Below are 17,380 nucleotides of genomic sequence, written 5' to 3'. Positions count from 1 at the left end.
TGAGCCGGATCGATGCGCGATGCCGGCAGCATAAAAAAATGGCGCCGCAGGCATTCAGCCCGTGGCGCCATTGCGTGTCGCCACGACGGGCACAGCCCGCCGTAGCTCGACCGCATGCTTAGATCTGCACGGTGTCGGCGACTTCCTTGAAGTCTTCGATCTGGTCGAAGTTCATGTACTTGTAGATCTTGTCGCCGTTGGCATTGAGCACGCCCATGTCGGCCATGTACTCGTCCTTGGTCGGGATCCGGCCGAGACGCGAGCAGATTGCCGCCAGTTCCGCCGAGCCGAGGTACACGTTCGTGTTCTTGCCCAGGCGGTTCGGGAAGTTGCGGGTCGACGTCGACATCACCGTCGCGCCTTCGCGCACCTGCGCCTGGTTGCCCATGCACAGCGAGCAGCCCGGCATTTCGGTGCGGGCGCCGGCCGTGCCGAACACGCCGTAATGACCTTCTTCCGTCAGTTGCTTCTGGTCCATCTTGGTCGGCGGCGCGACCCACAGCTTGACCGGGATGTCGCGCTTGCCTTCCAGCAGCTTCGATGCGGCACGGAAGTGACCGATGTTGGTCATGCACGAACCGATGAACACTTCGTCGATCTTCGCACCGGCGACGTCGGACAGCGTCTTCACGTCGTCCGGATCGTTCGGGCACGCAACGATCGGTTCATGGATGTCGGCCAGGTCGATCTCGATGACGGCCGCGTATTCGGCGTCGGCATCCGGCGACAGCAGTTGCGGGTCGGCCAGCCACTGCTCCATCGCCACGATACGGCGCTGCAGGCTGCGCGGATCCTGATAGCCCTGCGCGATCATCCACTTCAGCAGCGTGATGTTGCTGTTGAGGTACTCGATGATCGGTTCCTTGTTCAGGTGCACCGTGCAACCGGCTGCCGAACGCTCGGCCGATGCGTCCGACAGTTCGAACGCTTGCTCGACCTTCAGATCGGGCAGGCCTTCGATTTCGAGGATGCGGCCCGAGAAGATGTTTTTCTTGCCTTGCTTGGCGACCGTCAGCATGCCCTGCTTGATCGCGTACAGCGGAATCGCGTTGACGAGGTCGCGCAGCGTGACGCCAGGCTGCATCTTGCCCTTGAAGCGGACCAGCACCGATTCCGGCATGTCCAGCGGCATCGTGCCGGTGGCGGCCGCGAACGCGACCAGGCCCGAGCCTGCCGGGAAGCTGATGCCGATCGGGAAGCGCGTGTGCGAGTCGCCGCCGGTGCCGACGGTGTCGGGCAGCAGCATGCGGTTCAGCCACGAGTGGATCACGCCGTCGCCCGGGCGCAGCGCGATACCGCCACGGGTGCTGATGAAGTTCGGCAGCGTCTGGTGCGTCTTCACGTCGACCGGCTTCGGATAAGCGGCGGTGTGGCAGAACGACTGCATCACGAGGTCGGCCGAGAAGCCGAGGCAGGCCAGATCCTTCAGTTCGTCGCGGGTCATCGGGCCGGTGGTGTCCTGCGAGCCGACCGAGGTCATCTTCGGTTCGCAGTACGTGCCCGGACGCACGCCCTGGCCTTCCGGCAGACCGCATGCGCGGCCGACCATCTTCTGCGCGAGCGAGAAGCCCTTGCCGCTGTCGGCCGGCTGGTGCGGCAGGCGGAACAGCGTCGACGGTGCGAGGCCGAGCGCTTCACGCGCCTTCGCGGTCAGGCCGCGGCCGATGATCAGCGGAATGCGGCCGCCGGCGCGCACTTCGTCGAACAGCACGTCGGACTTGACCTGGAATTCGGCGATCACGTTGCCGTCCTTCAGCGCCTTGCCTTCGTACGGGCGCAGTTCGACCACGTCGCCCATGTTCATCTGCGACACGTCGAGCTCGATCGGCAGCGCGCCGGCGTCTTCCATCGTGTTGTAGAAGATGGGGGCGATCTTGCCGCCGAGGCACACGCCGCCGAAGCGCTTGTTCGGGACGAACGGGATGTCTTCGCCGGTGAACCACAGCACCGAGTTGGTGGCCGACTTGCGCGAGGAGCCGGTGCCGACCACGTCGCCCACGTAGGCGACCAGATGACCCTTTTCCTTCAGCGATTCGATGAACTTGACCGGGCCGCGCTTGCCGTCTTCTTCCGGCGTGATGCCGGGGCGCGCGTTCTTCAGCATCGCCAGCGCGTGCATCGGGATGTCCGGGCGGGTGGTGGCGTCCGGGGCCGGCGACAGGTCGTCGGTGTTGGTTTCGCCCGTGACCTTGAACACGGTGATGGTCAGGCTTTCCGGCACTTCCGGACGGCTCGTGAACCATTCGGCGTCGGCCCAGCTCTGCAGCACGGCCTTCGCGTGCGCGTTGCCCTTGTCGGCGAGTTCCTTCACGTCATGGAACTGGTCGAACATCAGCAGGGTTTTCTTCAGTGCGTCGGCAGCGACGGCCGCGACTGCGTCGTCGGACAGCAGCTCGATCAGCGGCTGGATGTTGTAGCCGCCCAGCATCGTGCCGAGCAGTTCAGTCGCGCGCTCGCGCGAGATCAGCGGGCAGGCCGTCTCGCCCTTCGCGACGGCGGCCAGGAAGCCGGCCTTCACGCGCGCGGCTTCGTCGACGCCGGCGGGGACGCGGTGGGTGATCAGGTCGAGCAGCGTCTGCTCTTCGCCTGCGGGCGGGTTCGCCAGCAGTTCCACCAGTTCGGCGGTTTGCTGAGCCGTCAGCGGCAGGGGAGGAATACCGAGCGCGGCGCGGGCGGCCACGTGAGCACGAAAGTTTTCAAGCATGGGGGGACCTGCTGAGATTGCGTTTCAGGGGAAGGGCTTTCCAGGCACGCCGAGGCTGCTGTTCCGGACACTGCTTCACTGCTTGGACGGGATTCTAATCCCAATATGGTCAGGCGTCAAATGTCTTATGTCTTATATAAGAGTTGAATGTGGGACGTCGAGAAACGCGTGCTGTCGCGGCGCACCTTGCGGAAGAATTCGGCGGATTAGGTAGCGGCGTGGTGCAGGGAGTGACCGCGGATCGGGGCGCTGTGGGGCGTACGCAGGTCGCAGAGGAGGCATTCGCTCGACCGGCGCGATTTCATTATGTGGAAAATTCAGAGGCGTACCGGTCGAGGTCAGGAAGCTTCAGGATCCCAACGGATGACGAGCGCGACGAGCAAGATAGAGCAGGATGAAGACACCGATGCCGATCCAGGCGGTCTCGACCGGCGGCGGCGTCCGAAAAGCGCCCATCACGGTGGTGTGCGCGGTGAACACGGCGAGTGCGAGCAACTTCGCGCTGATCACGCCGCGAATGTTGGAGCGTCGTCTATCGTTAGCGGCGCGGGTGAGTACAGCGCCTTCGTCGCTGCAACCTCGTCGGTCAATCGAACCACGAGTTCCCGCAGCGCGAGCACGTTCAACTCCGCACCATATCCGAGCAGCTTCCGCGCACCGTGCTCGATCGAGGTTTATTTTCCGCACGTGATCCGGCTGATGGGCCTCGAAGAGACGCCGGATCATCCCGCGGCACAGGCCGCACGCGACGAAGCGGGGCAATACTGTCGACGCATGGAGCGCGTGCTGGCGGACCGGGAATTCCTCGCCGAAAGCTATTCGTATGCCGACACCGCGTTCTACATGGCGCAGTTGTTCGGCGCGCGCAAGGGCGCGCCGATGACGGCGGAGACACCGAACCTGCTCGCCTGGCGCGAACGGATGACCGCGGGTCCGGCCGTGCGGAAAGTGGCCGGTGCGATGGCGGATTATCTCGCTTCGATCGACCATCCGGTTCCGGATTTTCTTCGCGGGCTCTATTAGCCAGCCCGTTGCGCATCGAGCGGCTACGATCTGTCAGTCGCCGCTGGATGTGCACGAATCACCCGCCTGTCACCGGCGGAAAGAACGCCACCTCGCTATCCTCCCGCACGACGAATCCGCCGGTCACCATCTCGCGATTCACGGCCGCGCGCACGGGCCGGTCTATCCGCAGCGCTTCACCACTGCGCGCGTCGCGTGCGGCGAGCGTGGCGCGCAGCGCGTCGACGGTGAGCTCATGCGCATCGATCTGGATGACTTCCTCGTCGGTATCCAGTTGTTCGCGAATGCTCGCAAAGTATTTGATCGTCAGTTTCATTGCGATGTCCCGAGCGAAATCGGTGAAGTCGGTGATATCGGCGGAATCGGAAAGGCGTTGGCCGGCACGTTCATCCCCATCGACGCATCGCCTGATCGTCATGCGCCTTCGGCTCGACCCAGCCGGCCACGCCGTCGTGCCGGATCTCCTTCTTCCAGAAGGGCGCGTGCGTCTTCAGGAAGTCCATGATGAATTCGCACGCATCGAACGCCGGCGCGCGATGCGCGGCGGCCACCACGACGATCACGACCGCGTGGCCGAGCGGAATGCGCCCGACGCGATGCACGATCCTGACCGCCTCGAGCCGCCAGCGCGCGCTGGCTTCCTCGACGATGCTCCACAGCGCCTGCTCGGTCATCGTCGGATAGTGCTCGACTTCCAGCGCGATCACGTCGTCGACGTCGCCTTCGTTGCGCACGACACCGAGGAAATTCACGACCGCGCCGACATTCGGATTGCGAATGAACGGCGCGATCTCGGCGCCGGCGTCGATCGTCGCGTACTGCACACGCACCTCGAAGCCGGCTGCGATCGCCGGCGGCGGCTCGGTGTGTGGGTCGACGGGTTCGGAATGTCCGCCGTCACGCGACGGATCGTCGGATGACGCGGCACGGGATTCGGTGAATCTGGTCATGACGGTTCTCCAGTAGGCGGTGCGCTCCGCTTCGCGCGGCAGCCCGTCAGCCGCCGACGAGCGACATGCGCACGATCGGATGGGTCTTGCCCGACGGCCTGGCCGCACGCGTGGCCCGCCGTTCGGAATAGCGGTCGTCGCGCCGCATCCATCGCGCGCGCACGGTGTCGGCAAGGCGGTCGATCGATTCGGCATCGTCGAGCCACGGCCGCAGGTCGGTGCCCTGCATCGCGAACAGGCATGTATAGAGCTGGCCGTCGGCCGACACGCGTGCGCGCGAGCACGTGCCGCAGAACGGATGCGACACGCTCGCGATGAAACCGACGTCGCCCGCGCCGTCGATGTGCCGGCAGCGGATCGCGGTGGCATCGTGTCCCGGTTCGCCGACGAGCACGAGCGGATAGCTCGCTTCGATGATTTCGCGCATCCGCGCGGCCGGCACGACCTTGTCGCCGGACCACGCGTTCGCGCCGCCGACGTCCATGTATTCGATGAAGCGCACGGCCACGCCGCTATGACGGAAGTGGCGCACGAGCGGCAGGATCTGGCCGTCGTTCGCGCCGCGCTCGATCACGGCGTTGACCTTCACGGGCGCGAGCCCGGCCGCCTGCGCGGCCTCGATGCCGGCCAGCACGCGCGCCACCGGCACGTCTGTGTCGGTCATCCGGCGGAACACGGCATCGTCGATCGCGTCGAGACTCACGGTCACGCGCGACAGCCCCGCATCGCGCAGCGCGCGTGCCTTGGCGGCGAGCAGCGAACCGTTGGTCGTCAGCGCGATTTCGATAGGCTTGCCGTTGACGGTCGTCAGCGTCGCCAGCCGTTCGATCAGCGCTTCGAGGTTGCGGCGCAGCAGTGGCTCGCCGCCGGTGATGCGGATCTTTTCGACGCCGAGCGAGACGAACGCGCGCGCGATCTTCTCCATTTGCGCGAACGACAGTCGCTCGGACGACGGCATGAACGCATAGTCGGAACCGAAGCTGTCTCGCGGCATGCAGTAGCCGCAGCGGAAATTGCACCGGTCGATGACGGACAGCCGCAGATCGCGCAGCGGCCGCGCGAGCGTGTCGAGCGGGCGGGAGAAGGCACCGGGCGATGCGCTGCCGGATTCGGCGGCGGCCGGCGCGGAAGCGATGGCATTCACGATGGGTTCGTCTGCCTGCAGGAAGTGAGCGGAACGGCGTCGCCGATCGGCCGTGCGTGTGCCGACGTGTCGGCGTACGGGTCGTGACGAGCCTCATCGTGAGGATAGGTCGCCGGATTCCATCGGCAGAGACACAATCCCGCCTGGAATACAGGAATACAGTTCGTCATCCTGGATGCGCGAAAGGTGGGCATGGCGAGCCGCCGCATGCTCATGTTCGTGCTCATGCGAGCCAGTGCGCGAAATCGTAATACGGCACGGCGTCGCCGCGTGCGATGCGTCGGCCGGTCGGCAGCCGTGCGAGCCCGCTCGCCTGCAGCAGCGATTGCAGCGTGCCGGCGCCTTGCTGCCGCAGTGTGTCGAGGACGGGCGCGCCGGTGGCGTCGATGGTGCGGCGCACGCGCACGAAGCGTTCGCGCTGCGCATCCGGTTCGGCGTCGATGTCGATCGGCAGCGACGGTACGGCCGGCAGGCAGTCGTCGCGTCCCTGCAGACAGCGGATCAGCGGCGCGACGAACAGCGCGAAGGCGATCATCGCCGCGCCCGGATTGCCGGGCAGCAGCACCACGGGCCGTTCGTCGAACCGCGCGAGCGCGACGGGCTTGCCCGGTTTCATCCGCACGCCCGACACCACGAACGACGCGCCGAGCGCGGTCAGCGCGGGGCGCAGCAGGTCCTTGTCGCCGACCGATGCGCCGCCGACGCAGACGACCAGATCGCAGCGCGCGGCCATTTCGCGCAGTGCCTGATCGACGGCGGCCGGCGTGTCGGCGGCGTGTTCGCTCGCGGTGACGCCGGCACCGGTTCCCGATACCAGAGCCGCGAGCATCGGCGCGTTGCAGTTGTAGATCTGCCCGGGCGCACGCGGCTCGCCGCACGGGACGAGTTCGTCGCCGGTCGTCAGGATGCCGACCCGCAGCGGCGGCCGCACGGCGATGCGCGCGCAACCCTGCGCGGCTGCGACGCCGACGTGCATCGCGCCGAGCCGCACGCCGGCAGGCATCAGCAGGTCGCCGGCGCGCACTTCCTCGCCGCGGCGGCGGATATGCGATCCGCTGCGCTGCGGTGCGTCGAACGTGACGCCGCCGTCCTGCTCGCGCGCGTGCTCCTGGATCACGACGGTGTCGGCACCGGGCGGAATCAGGCTGCCGGTAAAGATCCGCGCTGCCGTGCCCGGTGCCAGCGGCGACGGCGCGTCACCCGCGTAGCAGCGCTGCGCGACGCGCAGCGGCTCGCCGTGTTCGAGGTCGGCGTGACGGACCGCATAGCCGTCCATCGCGCTCTGGTCGGCGGGCGGCTGGTCGAGCACGGCGGAGAGCGGCGTGGCGAGCACGTGGCCGGCCGCCTGCTCGACCGGAATGGAGACGGCCGCATGCGGCGGCGCGAACGCGGCGGCGAACTGCCGTTGGGCGGTATCGAAATCGGTCAGGGGTTTCATCAAGCGGTGAGCGCACGCGTTGGTTCGGGTAGCGGGAGCGCGTCGGGCGACACGTATTCGACGAAGCCGTCGTTGCGGCAGAAGCCGAGCAGCCGCACGCCGGCTTCGCGCGCGACGTCGATCGCGAGCGACGTCGGCGCCGAGATCGTCGCGATCATCGGGATGCCGACGCGCGCCGCCTTGCGCACGAGCTCGTAGCTCGCGCGGCTCGACAGGAACACGAAGCCCGCGCTCAGGTCGGCGCGACGCCGCGTGAGCCAGCCGATCAGCTTGTCGAGCGCGTTGTGGCGGCCGACGTCCTCGAAGACTTCCTGAACGGCGCCGTCGCTGTCGCACCATGCGGCCGCATGGATGCCGCCGGTCGCCCGCATCAGCGGCTGCCGCTGCGGCAACGCGCGGGCCGCGCGCGCGACGGCGTCGGCACCGATGCCGGCCGCCGCACCCGCGGCCGCGATGCGCGGCGGATGGAGGTCGAGCTGCGCGATGCTTTCGATCCCGCAGACACCGCAGCCGGTGCGGCCGGCCAGCGCGCGCCGGTGTGCCTTCAGCGCCATGAACGCCTGCTGCGATACGGTCAGCCGTACTTCGGCGCTGGTCGGCCGATATTCGCTTTCGATGTCGAAGACGTCCGACGCGCGCTCGACGATCCCTTCGCTCAGCGCGAAGCCGAGGCCGAACGCGTCGAGGTCGATCGGCGTCGCCATCATCACCGCGTGTGCGATGCCGTTGAACACGAGTGCAACCGGCGTTTCGTCGACGACGCGATCGACGGTGTCCCATGTTTCGCCGGCACGATGACGCGTCACGTGACACGCGCAGCTCCCGGCCGGATCGTCGGGGCAGTCGTTGGGCTCCATGCTGTTTTCTCCTGGGAGATCGCTCGGCGCGTGCGCCGAGCGATGGGCGCGAATTATGCCGGGGTGGTGCGCGGTGTCGCGCCGGCTCGCCACCGGCAGGCTACGAGTCGATGGTACGGGCGTTCGGCCGTGCGGCGGATGCACAGCGTCGCGGTGCGGAAAGCAGTACAGCTGAGGGCCTCGCGGCCCCGCAACGGGTTTTCCGTACACACATCTTCGGCCCAGGGGAAAGCACAGTTTCAGCGCACGTTCGCGCGATTGCGAGTATCGTCGGAAACGCGATATCGTCATTCACGCTTCGTTGCCGTGCCTCGCGATCCGTCCACGCTTGCACGTGCCGTCGCGAAGCCGTCGCGCGACTTCCTGCTTCGAGCTGACGTTCTCACAACCACGAGCACATTACGGTCATGGAAATCTTCGATGCGTTCCATCTCGCCCGATTGCAATTCGCGTTCACGGTGTCGTTCCACATCGTGTTTCCGGCGATCAGCATCGGCATGGCGAGCTTTCTCGCGGTGCTGGAATGGCGCTATCTCGTCACCGGCGATGCCGCCTACAAATCCATGTTCCAGTTCTGGTCGAAGATCTTCGCGATCGGCTTCGGGATGGGCGTCGTCTCCGGCGTCGTGATGGCGTACGAGTTCGGCACGAACTGGGCGGGCTTCTCGCGCGTCGCCGGCAACATCACGGGCCCGCTGCTCACGTATGAGGTGCTGACGGCGTTCTTCCTCGAAGCCGGCTTTCTCGGCGTGATGCTGTTCGGCTGGCAGCGCGTGAGCCCGCGCGCGCATTTCTTCGCGACGCTGATGGTCGCGGTCGGCACACTGATCTCCACGTTCTGGATCCTGGCGTCGAACAGCTTCATGCAGACGCCGCAGGGCTACAAGATCGAGAACGGTCTCGTCGTGCCGGTCGACTGGTTCAAGGTCGTCTTCAATCCGTCGTTCCCGTACCGTCTCGTGCACATGACGATCGCGGCGTTCATCGTCGCGGGCTTCATCGTCGCCGCGTGCGGCGCGTGGCACCTGCTGAAGGGGCGTCGCGACGAGCCCGTGAAGCGCAGCTTCTCGATGGCGCTGTGGATGCTGCTGCTGCTCGCACCGATCCAGATCGTCGCCGGCGATGCGCACGGGTTGAACACGCGCGAATACCAGCCGGCGAAGATCGCGGCGATCGAAGGGCTGTGGGAAACCGAGAAGGGCGGCACCGCGCTGAACCTCGTCGGGCTGCCCGACATGCAGGCCGAAACCACGCGCTATTCGATCCAGGTGCCGCACCTCGGCAGCCTGATCCTCACGCACAGCTGGGATGGCGAAATCCGCGGGCTGAAGGAATTCCCGCCGCAGGACCGCCCGTATTCGCCAATCGTGTTCTGGACGTTCCGGATCATGGCGGGCCTCGGGATGCTGATGCTGCTGACCGCGCTGCTCGGGCTGCTGCTGAGAAAGGGCGGGCGCCTGTATGAAACGCGCTGGTTCCAGTGGTTCGTGGTGGGCATGGGGCCGTCGGGTATCGTCGCGCTGCTGGCCGGCTGGATCACGACCGAGGTCGGGCGGCAGCCGTGGACCGTGTACGGCGTGCTGCGCACCGTCGATTCGGTCGCGCCGCTCAGCGCGCAGCAGGTCGGCGTGTCGCTGCTGATCTTCGTGGTCGTGTATTTCCTGGTGTTCGGGACGGGTATCTACTACATGATGAAACTGATGAAGCGCGGGCCGGCCGCCGAGGCCGGATACATCGAGCTGCACCGGCATCCGGGGCTGCGCAAGAGCGCGCTGTCCACGCCGCTGAACGTCACCGAAGCGGAGTAAGCCATGCACATCGATCTTCCTGTCGTGTGGGCCGCGATCATCGGCCTCGGCGTGTTCATCTATGTGATGCTCGACGGCTTCGACCTCGGCATCGGCCTGCTGTTTCCGTTCTTCGACGCGAAGGCCGAACGCGAAGTCATGCTGAATACCGTCGCGCCGGTATGGGACGGCAACGAGACCTTTCTCGTGCTCGGCGGCGCGGGCCTGTACGGCGCGTTCCCGGTCGTGTATTCGACGCTGCTGCCGGCGAATTACCTGCCGCTGGTGCTGATGCTGGTCGGGCTGATCTTCCGCGGCGCGGCGTTCGAGCTGCGCGCCAAGGCGACCCGCACGCAACACATGTGGGATCTCGCATTCATCGGCGGCTCCGCGCTCGCGGCGCTCTGCCAGGGGATCGTGCTCGGTTCGCTGCTGCAGGGCATCAAGATCGAGAACAACCAGTTCGCGGGCGGGCCGTTCGACTGGCTGTCGCCGTTCAGCCTGTTCTGCGGGATCGGCGTGCTCGTCACCTATGCGGCGCTCGGCTGCGGGTGGCTGATCCTGAAAGTCGACGGTGAGCTGCAGCGCAAGATGCGGCAGCTGATGAAGCCGCTCACAGGCGTGCTGCTCGGCGTAATGGCCGTGGTCAGCCTGTGGACGGTGATCGGGCTGCCCGCCGTCGCGCACCGCTGGTTCGGCAGCGGCAACCTCGGCTGGTTCCTGCCGGTGCCGATCCTCGTCGTCGCGTGCGTGTGGGGCATCTTCCACACGGTCAAGCGCGAGCACGAGGCGACGCCGTTCCTGCTGACGCTCGCGCTCGTGTTCCTCGGCTACACCGGGCTCGTGATCAGCATCTGGCCGAACATCGTGCCGCCGTCGCTGACGATCTGGGACGCGTCGTCGAGCCATTCGAGCCAGCTGTTCGCGCTCGTCGGCACCGTGATCGTGCTGCCGGTCATCCTCGTGTACAACGCGATGCAGTACCGCGTGTTCCGCGGCAAGGTTCGCGAGGGTGACGCCGGCTATCACTGACCGGCGCGCTCCGGTGACGGGGCAGGGTGTGCGCGGGCGTATCATCACGCGCAAGCGCGGTGAATCGCGTCACCCGGCCCGGTATCGACCGGACAGCGGCCCGCCACGCGCGGGCCGCTGCACATCGGGCGACGGTGATTCGCATTGCGTATTTCATCGGCAGTCGAGACAACACCATGATCGTCAGACCACGACAAAACTGGCTCAGGATGCTGTTCGTATGGAACGGCTCCGTGCTGCAGTCGATCATTCCGCAACTCGTGTTCATGGCGATCGTCAGCACGCTGGCGGTCTTCACGAACGGGCGCATCTTCGGCGAGAAGATTCCGCTGAACACCGCTCCGTTCACGCTGTTCGGGCTGGCACTCGCGATCTTCCTCGCGTTTCGCAACAACGCGAGCTTCGAGCGCTTCAAGGAGGCGCGGCTTTTGTGGGGCAACCTGCTGATCGCGGCGCGCACCGTCACGTCGCAGCTGCGGCGCTACCTGCCCGACAGCGTCGGCGACGCGGAGCGCAACCGGCTCGCCGATCTGCTGATCGCGTTCACGTATGCCTTGAAGCATCAGCTGCGTCATACCGATCCGGCGCAGGACCTGCAGCGCATCCTTGGCGCCGAGCGCGCCGCCACGTTCGCGCACAAGTGCTACCAGCCCGTCGCGATTCTCGATGACCTGCGCGGCGGAATCGTCCGCGCGCTGGGCCGCGCGCCAGGCAGCGAAGCAACGTGCTGGATGTTCGATGCGCAACTGGCCGAGTTGGGCAAGGCGGTGGGCGGCTGCGAGCGGATCCTGACGACACCGATCCCGTTTTCGTACAGCGTGCTGCTGCATCGCACCGTCTATGCTTATTGCGTGCTGCTGCCGTTCGGCCTCGTCGATTCGACGGAATTCTTTACGCCGCTGATTTGCGTATTCATCTCGTACACGCTGATCGCGCTCGAAGCGATCGCAAACGAGGTTGCGGAGCCGTTCGGCCTCGCACCGAACGCGCTCGCGCTCGATGCGATGGCGCGTACGATCGAGCGGTCGGTGCTCGAGCTGGGCGATCGCGCGATGCCGGAGGAGTTCGTGCCGGCGTCGACGTATCAGATCACATGAGCGGCACCGCGACGCGCGCAGTGGCACGCACGATCGGAAGCACTTCACATGCGCATCTACGTGACGTGCATCTTCGTCGATGATCTCGAACCGGTCGATCATTTTCCGGGGCGTCATGACGGCGTGAGGTGGCGTGCGCGCTGATGACGGCGAAACGATCGCGCCGGCGCGACATTGGCGGAGTGGACTTAGGAAGTTTGTGTAGACTCGTGCTCGTTCAATGGAGCCAACAATGCAACTTCTCGACCACGTGTCCATCGGCGTTCCGGATATCGACCAGGCACGCCCTTTCTACGACGGTGTCATGGCCGCGCTGGGCGCGACCAGGGTTTATGACCGCGGTACCGCGCTCGGTTACGGCGAACGTTGCAGTGCCACCGACACTGCATCGACCTTCCTGGCGATTTATCTGGACCCCGCCGAAGTCGGGGCGAGCAAGCGACACTGGTGCTTCAAGGCGGCTTCCCGCGAGCAGGTGCATGCATTTTTCGAGGCAGCGCTGTCGGCGGGCGGGCGGCCCGACGGCGACCCCGGCTTGAGGCCGCACTATCACGCCGACTACTATGCGGCCTTTGTCGTCGATCCGGCCGGCAACCGGATCGAGGCGGTATGCCACGCTGCGCCATCGGCCCACGAGCGGCCGTGACCGCGCGCGCCGACAACTGATTGCCAACGGCACGGCGTTGTGCCGTTGGGTAGCTGACGAGCGCCGCACCGGCATGCCGCCGCGCTTCGCCGCCCGGTCGCGTTTGCCGCGCGTGGCTCAATCGAAGTACGTCAGCCCCATCGCGCCCTTCACCTCGGCCAGCGTCGCGCCGGCCACCTCGCGCGCATGCATCGTGCCGCGCTTCAGGATCGCCATCACCTCCGCCTTGTCCGCCTCGAATTCGCGACGACGCGCACGGATCGGCTCGATCAGCGCCTGCAGCCGCTCGTTCAGCACGCGCTTGACGACGCTGTCGCCGAGTCCGCCACGGCGATAGTGCGCCTTCAGTTCGTCGACTTTCTGCACGTCGGGCTCGAACGCGTCGAGGAACGTGAACACGACGTTGCCTTCGACCTGGCCGGGATCGCTCACGCGCAGGTGGTTCGGGTCCGTGTACATGTCCTTCACGGCCTGCGCGATCTCGTCGGGCGTCGAGCCGAGCGTGATCGCGTTGCCGAGCGACTTGCTCATCTTCGCCTTGCCGTCGATGCCCGGCAGCCGCGTGACCGCCGACAGCACGGCCTCGCATTCCACCAGCACGGGCTTGTCGACCGTCGCGTTGAAGCGGCGCACGAGTTCGTTGGTCTGCTCGATCATCGGCAGCTGGTCGTCGCCGACCGGCACGTGTGTCGCCTTGAACGCGGTGATGTCGGCCGCCTGGCTGACGGGATAGGTCAGGAAGCCGGCCGGGATGTCGCGCTCGAAGCCGCGCAGGCGGATCTCTTCCTTGATGGTCGGATTGCGCTCGAGGCGCGCGACCGTCACGAGGTTGAGCAGGTATTGCGACAGCTCGGCGAGCTCGGGCACTTGCGACTGGACGACGATCGTCGAGATCGCCGGATCGATGCCGACGGCCAGGTAGTCGAGCGCGACCTCGATCACGTTCTCGGTGACGCGCTGGCGGCGGCCCATGTTGTCGGTCAGCGCCTGCGTGTCGGCGAGCAGCAGGAACTGCGTCGCCTCATGCTGCATCTGCACGCGTGCGCGCAGCGAGCCGATGTAATGGCCGAGATGCAGCGGGCCGGTCGTGCGGTCGCCGGTGAGGATGGTCGGTTGGGTCGGGTGCGTCATGGTGTGGATTGGCTCCGGATTATCGAAGCCACCAGCCATGACGTGAGCGCAGAAACGACAATGCCGCCATGGCTGGCGGCATCACGTTCGGGACATGCAAAAGGAAACGGGCCGCCTGGGTCAGGCGCGCCACCAGCGATGCACGTTCAGCGAGGCAGGTTTGGTTTGCATTGCGCGAGTATAGCGTAGTGCGGGGATGGGTGTGGCGTCAGCGCAGGACCGACTCCATCGCGAGATAGGCGGTTTCTGCCGACGGCCACAGCAGGTACAGCAGGCCGGCCATCAGCAGCAGCGCGCCGGCGCGTGCCAGCGGCGTGCGGTCCATGTCGTTCAGGGTGCGGATGTGCTGCTTCAGTTTCTTCATGCTTGCAGGCGCAACGTGCGCCACTCCAACGGTTGCTGCAACGGGTCGCGTGGAGCGACGCCGGGGTGTTGCGGGCTTCAACGGGGGCTGGGTGCGGTTGGGGCACCGTGTCGTCTGGGCGGACGGCCGGGCTGGCCGATCGCGGGCATAAAAAAGGGACGGTTGAACGTCGTTTGGCTGCCGTCCACACCCAGGCGACGGGCATCCTACCAGTTCGGCGGTGTGGACAAGGTCAAGAATTGTCGGGACAGGGGCCGCAAGGGCAGCGTCGAGTCGTTGAGACGCTGCCAGCCCGGGCCGTCGTCGTCCAGACGCAGCGATGCAATTTTTCCTGCCCGACGATCGTAAGGTATCCGTCGGCCGATTGCATCAAGGACCGGGCTGCCTCGTCAGACGGGTGCGCAACTGCCGTCGTCGGCGGTGCGATAAGCGGATCGTTCGACGCGATGAAAGAGAGCGGCCGCCGCATCCGATGCAATGCGGCGGCCGGGGAGAGGGTGACGAGCGGCGGCGGGCAGATTCAGGTTCGTGGCGTGCCGTACGTCGCGAACCTGCCCGCCCGCGGATTACACGACAGCGGAACGCGCGACCCGCACCGGCACCGACTTGTACGACGGCGTGCCGCTTTCCTTGTCGATGTAGTCGAGCGGCACGAGCACGTTCGCTTCCGGGTAATACGCGCCGACCGACCCCGGCGCGATGTCGTACTCGATCGCCGTGATCTGCTCGAGGCGCAGCGTGCGGCCGGATGCGGTGATCGTCTCGATGTCGACGAGGTCGCCGTGTTCGAGCCCGTACTTCGCGAGATCGGTCGCGTTCATGAACAGCACGTCGCGCCGCCCGAACACGCCGCGATAGCGGTCGTCGAGCCCGTAGATCGTCGTGTTGTACTGGTCGTGGCTGCGCAGCGTGATCAGCCGCAGCACCTGCTCGGCGCCGAGCACGTCGGCGTCTTCCTTCACGCCCTTGTAGACCGAAAACATCGCCTTGCCGGTCGGCGTGGGCCACACGCGCTCGGTGGGCGGCAGCGGCAGGCGGAAGCCGCCCGGCGCGCGGATCCGCTCGTTGAACGCCTCGAAGCCGGGCACCGTCTTGTCGATCAGGTCGCGGATGCGGTCGTAGTCGGCAATCAGGTCGAGCCACGCGACCTTGCTGTTCGGCAGCGTCGCGCGCGCGATCCCCGCGACGATTGCGGGCTCCGAGCGCAACTGGTCGGACGCCGGCTTGAGCTTGCCGGCTGACGCATGGACCATCGACATCGAATCCTCGACGGTGATCGACTGTCGGCCGCTCGCCTGCATGTCGAGCTCGGTGCGGCCGAGCACGGGCAGGATGTAGGTTTCCTTTGCCACCAGCAGATGCGAGCGGTTCAGCTTCGTGCCGAGATGCACGCTCAGATCGAGCTTCGCCATCGCGGGGAACGACAGCTCGGGGTCGGGTAGCGCGACCGCGAAGTTGCCGCCGAGGCACAGCAGCGCCTTGGCCTGGCCGTCGATCATCGCCTGCATCGTCTGCACCGCGTCGTGCCCGTGATGCGCGGGCGGCTTGAAGCCGCACACGTCCTCGATCTTTTGCAGGAACTCGGCCGACGGCTTCTCGGTGATGCCGACCGTGCGGTTGCCCTGCACGTTGGAGTGGCCGCGCAGCGGGCATATGCCCGCACCGGGCTTGCCGAAGTTGCCGCGCATCAGCAGCAGGTCGGCGATCAGGCGCACGGTCGCGGTGCCCTTGTTGTGCTGCGTGACGCCCATCCCGTACGTGACGATCGTCGCGTTCGACTTCGCATAGGCGAGCGCGACCTGCTCGAGCTGCGCCTGGCTCAGGCCGCTCGCGCGCTCGATGTCGTCCCACGACGTCGCCTGCAGGTCGGTGGAGAACGCGTCGAAGCCGTCGGTGTGCTGCGCGATGAAGTCGCGGTCGAGCACGTCGCCGCGCTCGGCCTCGAGCTGCAGCAGCGCCTTCATGATGCCTTTCAGCGCGGCCGCGTCGCCGCCCGCGTCGACCTGGTAGTACGTCGACGCGATGCGCGTCGAGCCGAACGACGCCATCTCGATCATGTCCTGCGGATCCGCGAAGCGTTCGAGCGCGCGCTCGCGCAGCGGATTGAACACGATGATCGGCACGTTGCGGCGCGAGCACTCGTGCAGCGTGCCCATCATCCGCGGGTGGTTGGTGCCGGGGTTGTGGCCGATCGAGATGATCAGCTCGCAGTGGTCGAAATCCTCCAGGGACACCGTGCCCTTGCCGATCCCGATCGACTGCGGCAGGCCGACGCTGGTCGGCTCGTGGCACATGTTCGAGCAGTCGGGGAAGTTGTTGGTGCCGAGCTCGCGCGCGAAGAGCTGATACAGGTACGCGGCTTCGTTCGACGCGCGGCCCGACGTATAGAACTCGACTTGCTCGGGTGGCAGCGCGCGCAGCACCTCGCCGATGCGCGCGAATGCGTCATCCCATTCGACCGCGCGGAACGTGTCGGTCGCGCGATCGTAGACGAGCGGATGCGTGAGCCGGCCCATGTTCTCCAGCTCGTAGTCGGACATCCGCAGCAGCGACGATACCGTGTTCGCCGCGAAGAACTCGGGGGTCACGCGTTTGGTCGTCGCTTCCCACGTGACAGCCTTCGCGCCGTTCTCGCAGAATTGGAACGTCGACTTGTGTTCCTTGTCGGGCCATGCACAGCCGGGGCAGTCGAAACCGTCGGGCTGGTTGGTCCGCATCAGCACGATCGGCGCTTCGATGGTTTCCATCTGCGTGCGCACAGCCTCGGCTGTCGCGCGAAGCGCGCCCCAACCGCCAGCGGGCCCATCGTACTTCCTGATGCCTGGCACCTCGCGTCGATTTGTCATGTGAATCTCCATGAGCCGGACCCGCTGCGGGGTGGCTCGGGTTGCGCCGCGTCGCGGCGTGAGGCGGCTCCGTCCGGCGAACGGAGCCAGTCATGCGCGCCCGTGCATCCGGGCCCGTCGAGTGTCAGTGCGCATCCATCAAAATAGCGAATCGGCCCACGGCCTCCAAGACACAGTTCGGCATCGGCCCGGCCGGGAATTGCACCCTCACATGCGTGTGCTCGGGAGACGCAAGGAGTACAGACGAGCGCGCATGCGGGTGCCGCGTGCGGGACACGGAAAGGTGGCGGCGTGCGACGCGCGCGAAGCGCGCGAAGCGCGGTGCGACAGTGGCGCGTCTGGCGCGGCACGTGTTGAACGG

General features: G+C 66.5%; 14 protein-coding genes. 5 read left to right on the top strand and 9 right to left on the bottom strand.

Annotation, left to right across the window (positions count from 1 at the left end; translation table 11 throughout):
- Positions 1–118: 118 nt before the first annotated feature.
- Complete coding sequence (acnB, locus tag DIE11_RS16345) at positions 119–2,704, bottom strand: bifunctional aconitate hydratase 2/2-methylisocitrate dehydratase (protein WP_124625504.1); 2,586 nt, start codon at positions 2,702–2,704, stop codon at positions 119–121.
- Positions 2,705–3,067: 363 nt separating this feature from the next.
- Between acnB and DIE11_RS16340 the strand changes: the two genes are divergently transcribed.
- Positions 3,068–3,727 (top strand): glutathione S-transferase family protein, encoded by a 660-nt coding sequence (locus DIE11_RS16340; protein WP_260437126.1) that lies wholly within the window; start codon positions 3,068–3,070, stop codon positions 3,725–3,727.
- A gap of 58 nt (positions 3,728–3,785) precedes the next feature.
- Here DIE11_RS16340 and moaD read toward each other — a convergent pair whose 3' ends face one another.
- From moaD to fdhD, 5 genes are all read right to left on the bottom strand, one after another.
- Positions 3,786–4,043, bottom strand: a complete 258-nt coding sequence (gene moaD, locus DIE11_RS16335; RefSeq protein ID WP_124625502.1) for a molybdopterin converting factor subunit 1 — start codon at positions 4,041–4,043, stop codon at positions 3,786–3,788.
- 70 nt (positions 4,044–4,113) lie between these two features.
- Positions 4,114–4,677 (bottom strand): molybdenum cofactor biosynthesis protein MoaE, encoded by a 564-nt coding sequence (locus tag DIE11_RS16330; protein WP_124625499.1) that lies wholly within the window; start codon positions 4,675–4,677, stop codon positions 4,114–4,116.
- Positions 4,678–4,723: 46 nt separating this feature from the next.
- Entirely contained in the window at positions 4,724–5,842 is a 1,119-nt protein-coding gene (moaA, locus tag DIE11_RS16325) for a GTP 3',8-cyclase MoaA (protein WP_124625497.1), read from the bottom strand.
- Positions 5,843–6,044: 202 nt separating this feature from the next.
- Positions 6,045–7,259 (bottom strand): gephyrin-like molybdotransferase Glp, encoded by a 1,215-nt coding sequence (gene glp, locus DIE11_RS16315; protein ID WP_124625495.1) that lies wholly within the window; start codon positions 7,257–7,259, stop codon positions 6,045–6,047.
- Complete coding sequence (gene fdhD, locus DIE11_RS16310; protein WP_124625493.1) at positions 7,259–8,116, bottom strand: formate dehydrogenase accessory sulfurtransferase FdhD; 858 nt, start codon at positions 8,114–8,116, stop codon at positions 7,259–7,261. The genes glp and fdhD overlap by 1 nt, the downstream gene beginning before the upstream one ends.
- A 407-nt stretch (positions 8,117–8,523) precedes the next feature.
- Between fdhD and DIE11_RS16305 the strand changes: the two genes are divergently transcribed.
- From DIE11_RS16305 to DIE11_RS16290, 4 genes are all read left to right on the top strand, one after another.
- Positions 8,524–9,924 (top strand): cytochrome ubiquinol oxidase subunit I, encoded by a 1,401-nt coding sequence (locus DIE11_RS16305; RefSeq protein WP_059605895.1) that lies wholly within the window; start codon positions 8,524–8,526, stop codon positions 9,922–9,924.
- 3 nt (positions 9,925–9,927) lie between these two features.
- Positions 9,928–10,935 carry a cytochrome d ubiquinol oxidase subunit II gene (gene cydB, locus DIE11_RS16300; protein WP_124625491.1) on the top strand — a complete coding sequence of 336 codons (1,008 nt, stop codon included), beginning with the start codon at positions 9,928–9,930 and terminating at the stop codon, positions 10,933–10,935.
- Positions 10,936–11,111: 176 nt separating this feature from the next.
- The gene (locus DIE11_RS16295) at positions 11,112–12,032 is read left to right on the top strand and encodes a bestrophin family protein (protein ID WP_124625489.1); all 921 of its coding nucleotides are present in this window, start codon (positions 11,112–11,114) and stop codon (positions 12,030–12,032) included.
- Positions 12,033–12,264: 232 nt separating this feature from the next.
- Complete coding sequence (locus DIE11_RS16290) at positions 12,265–12,678, top strand: VOC family protein (RefSeq protein WP_124625486.1); 414 nt, start codon at positions 12,265–12,267, stop codon at positions 12,676–12,678.
- A 117-nt stretch (positions 12,679–12,795) separates the two neighbouring features.
- Here DIE11_RS16290 and trpS read toward each other — a convergent pair whose 3' ends face one another.
- From trpS to DIE11_RS16280, 3 genes are all read right to left on the bottom strand, one after another.
- Positions 12,796–13,809, bottom strand: coding sequence for a tryptophan--tRNA ligase (gene trpS / locus DIE11_RS16285; protein ID WP_059605907.1), 1,014 nt, complete (start codon positions 13,807–13,809; stop codon positions 12,796–12,798).
- A 208-nt stretch (positions 13,810–14,017) separates the two neighbouring features.
- The gene (locus tag DIE11_RS36355) at positions 14,018–14,173 is read right to left on the bottom strand and encodes a hypothetical protein (protein ID WP_170296427.1); all 156 of its coding nucleotides are present in this window, start codon (positions 14,171–14,173) and stop codon (positions 14,018–14,020) included.
- 566 nt (positions 14,174–14,739) lie between these two features.
- On the bottom strand, positions 14,740–17,019 hold the full coding sequence (locus DIE11_RS16280) for an FdhF/YdeP family oxidoreductase (RefSeq protein ID WP_124625484.1): 2,280 nt from the start codon (positions 17,017–17,019) through the stop codon (positions 14,740–14,742).
- Between the last annotated feature and the right edge of the window lie 361 nt (positions 17,020–17,380).

Source organism: Burkholderia sp. Bp9012, from assembly GCF_003853825.1.
Classification (GTDB): domain Bacteria; phylum Pseudomonadota; class Gammaproteobacteria; order Burkholderiales; family Burkholderiaceae; genus Burkholderia; species Burkholderia diffusa.
This window is presented reverse-complemented; position numbering and strand designations above follow the sequence as displayed.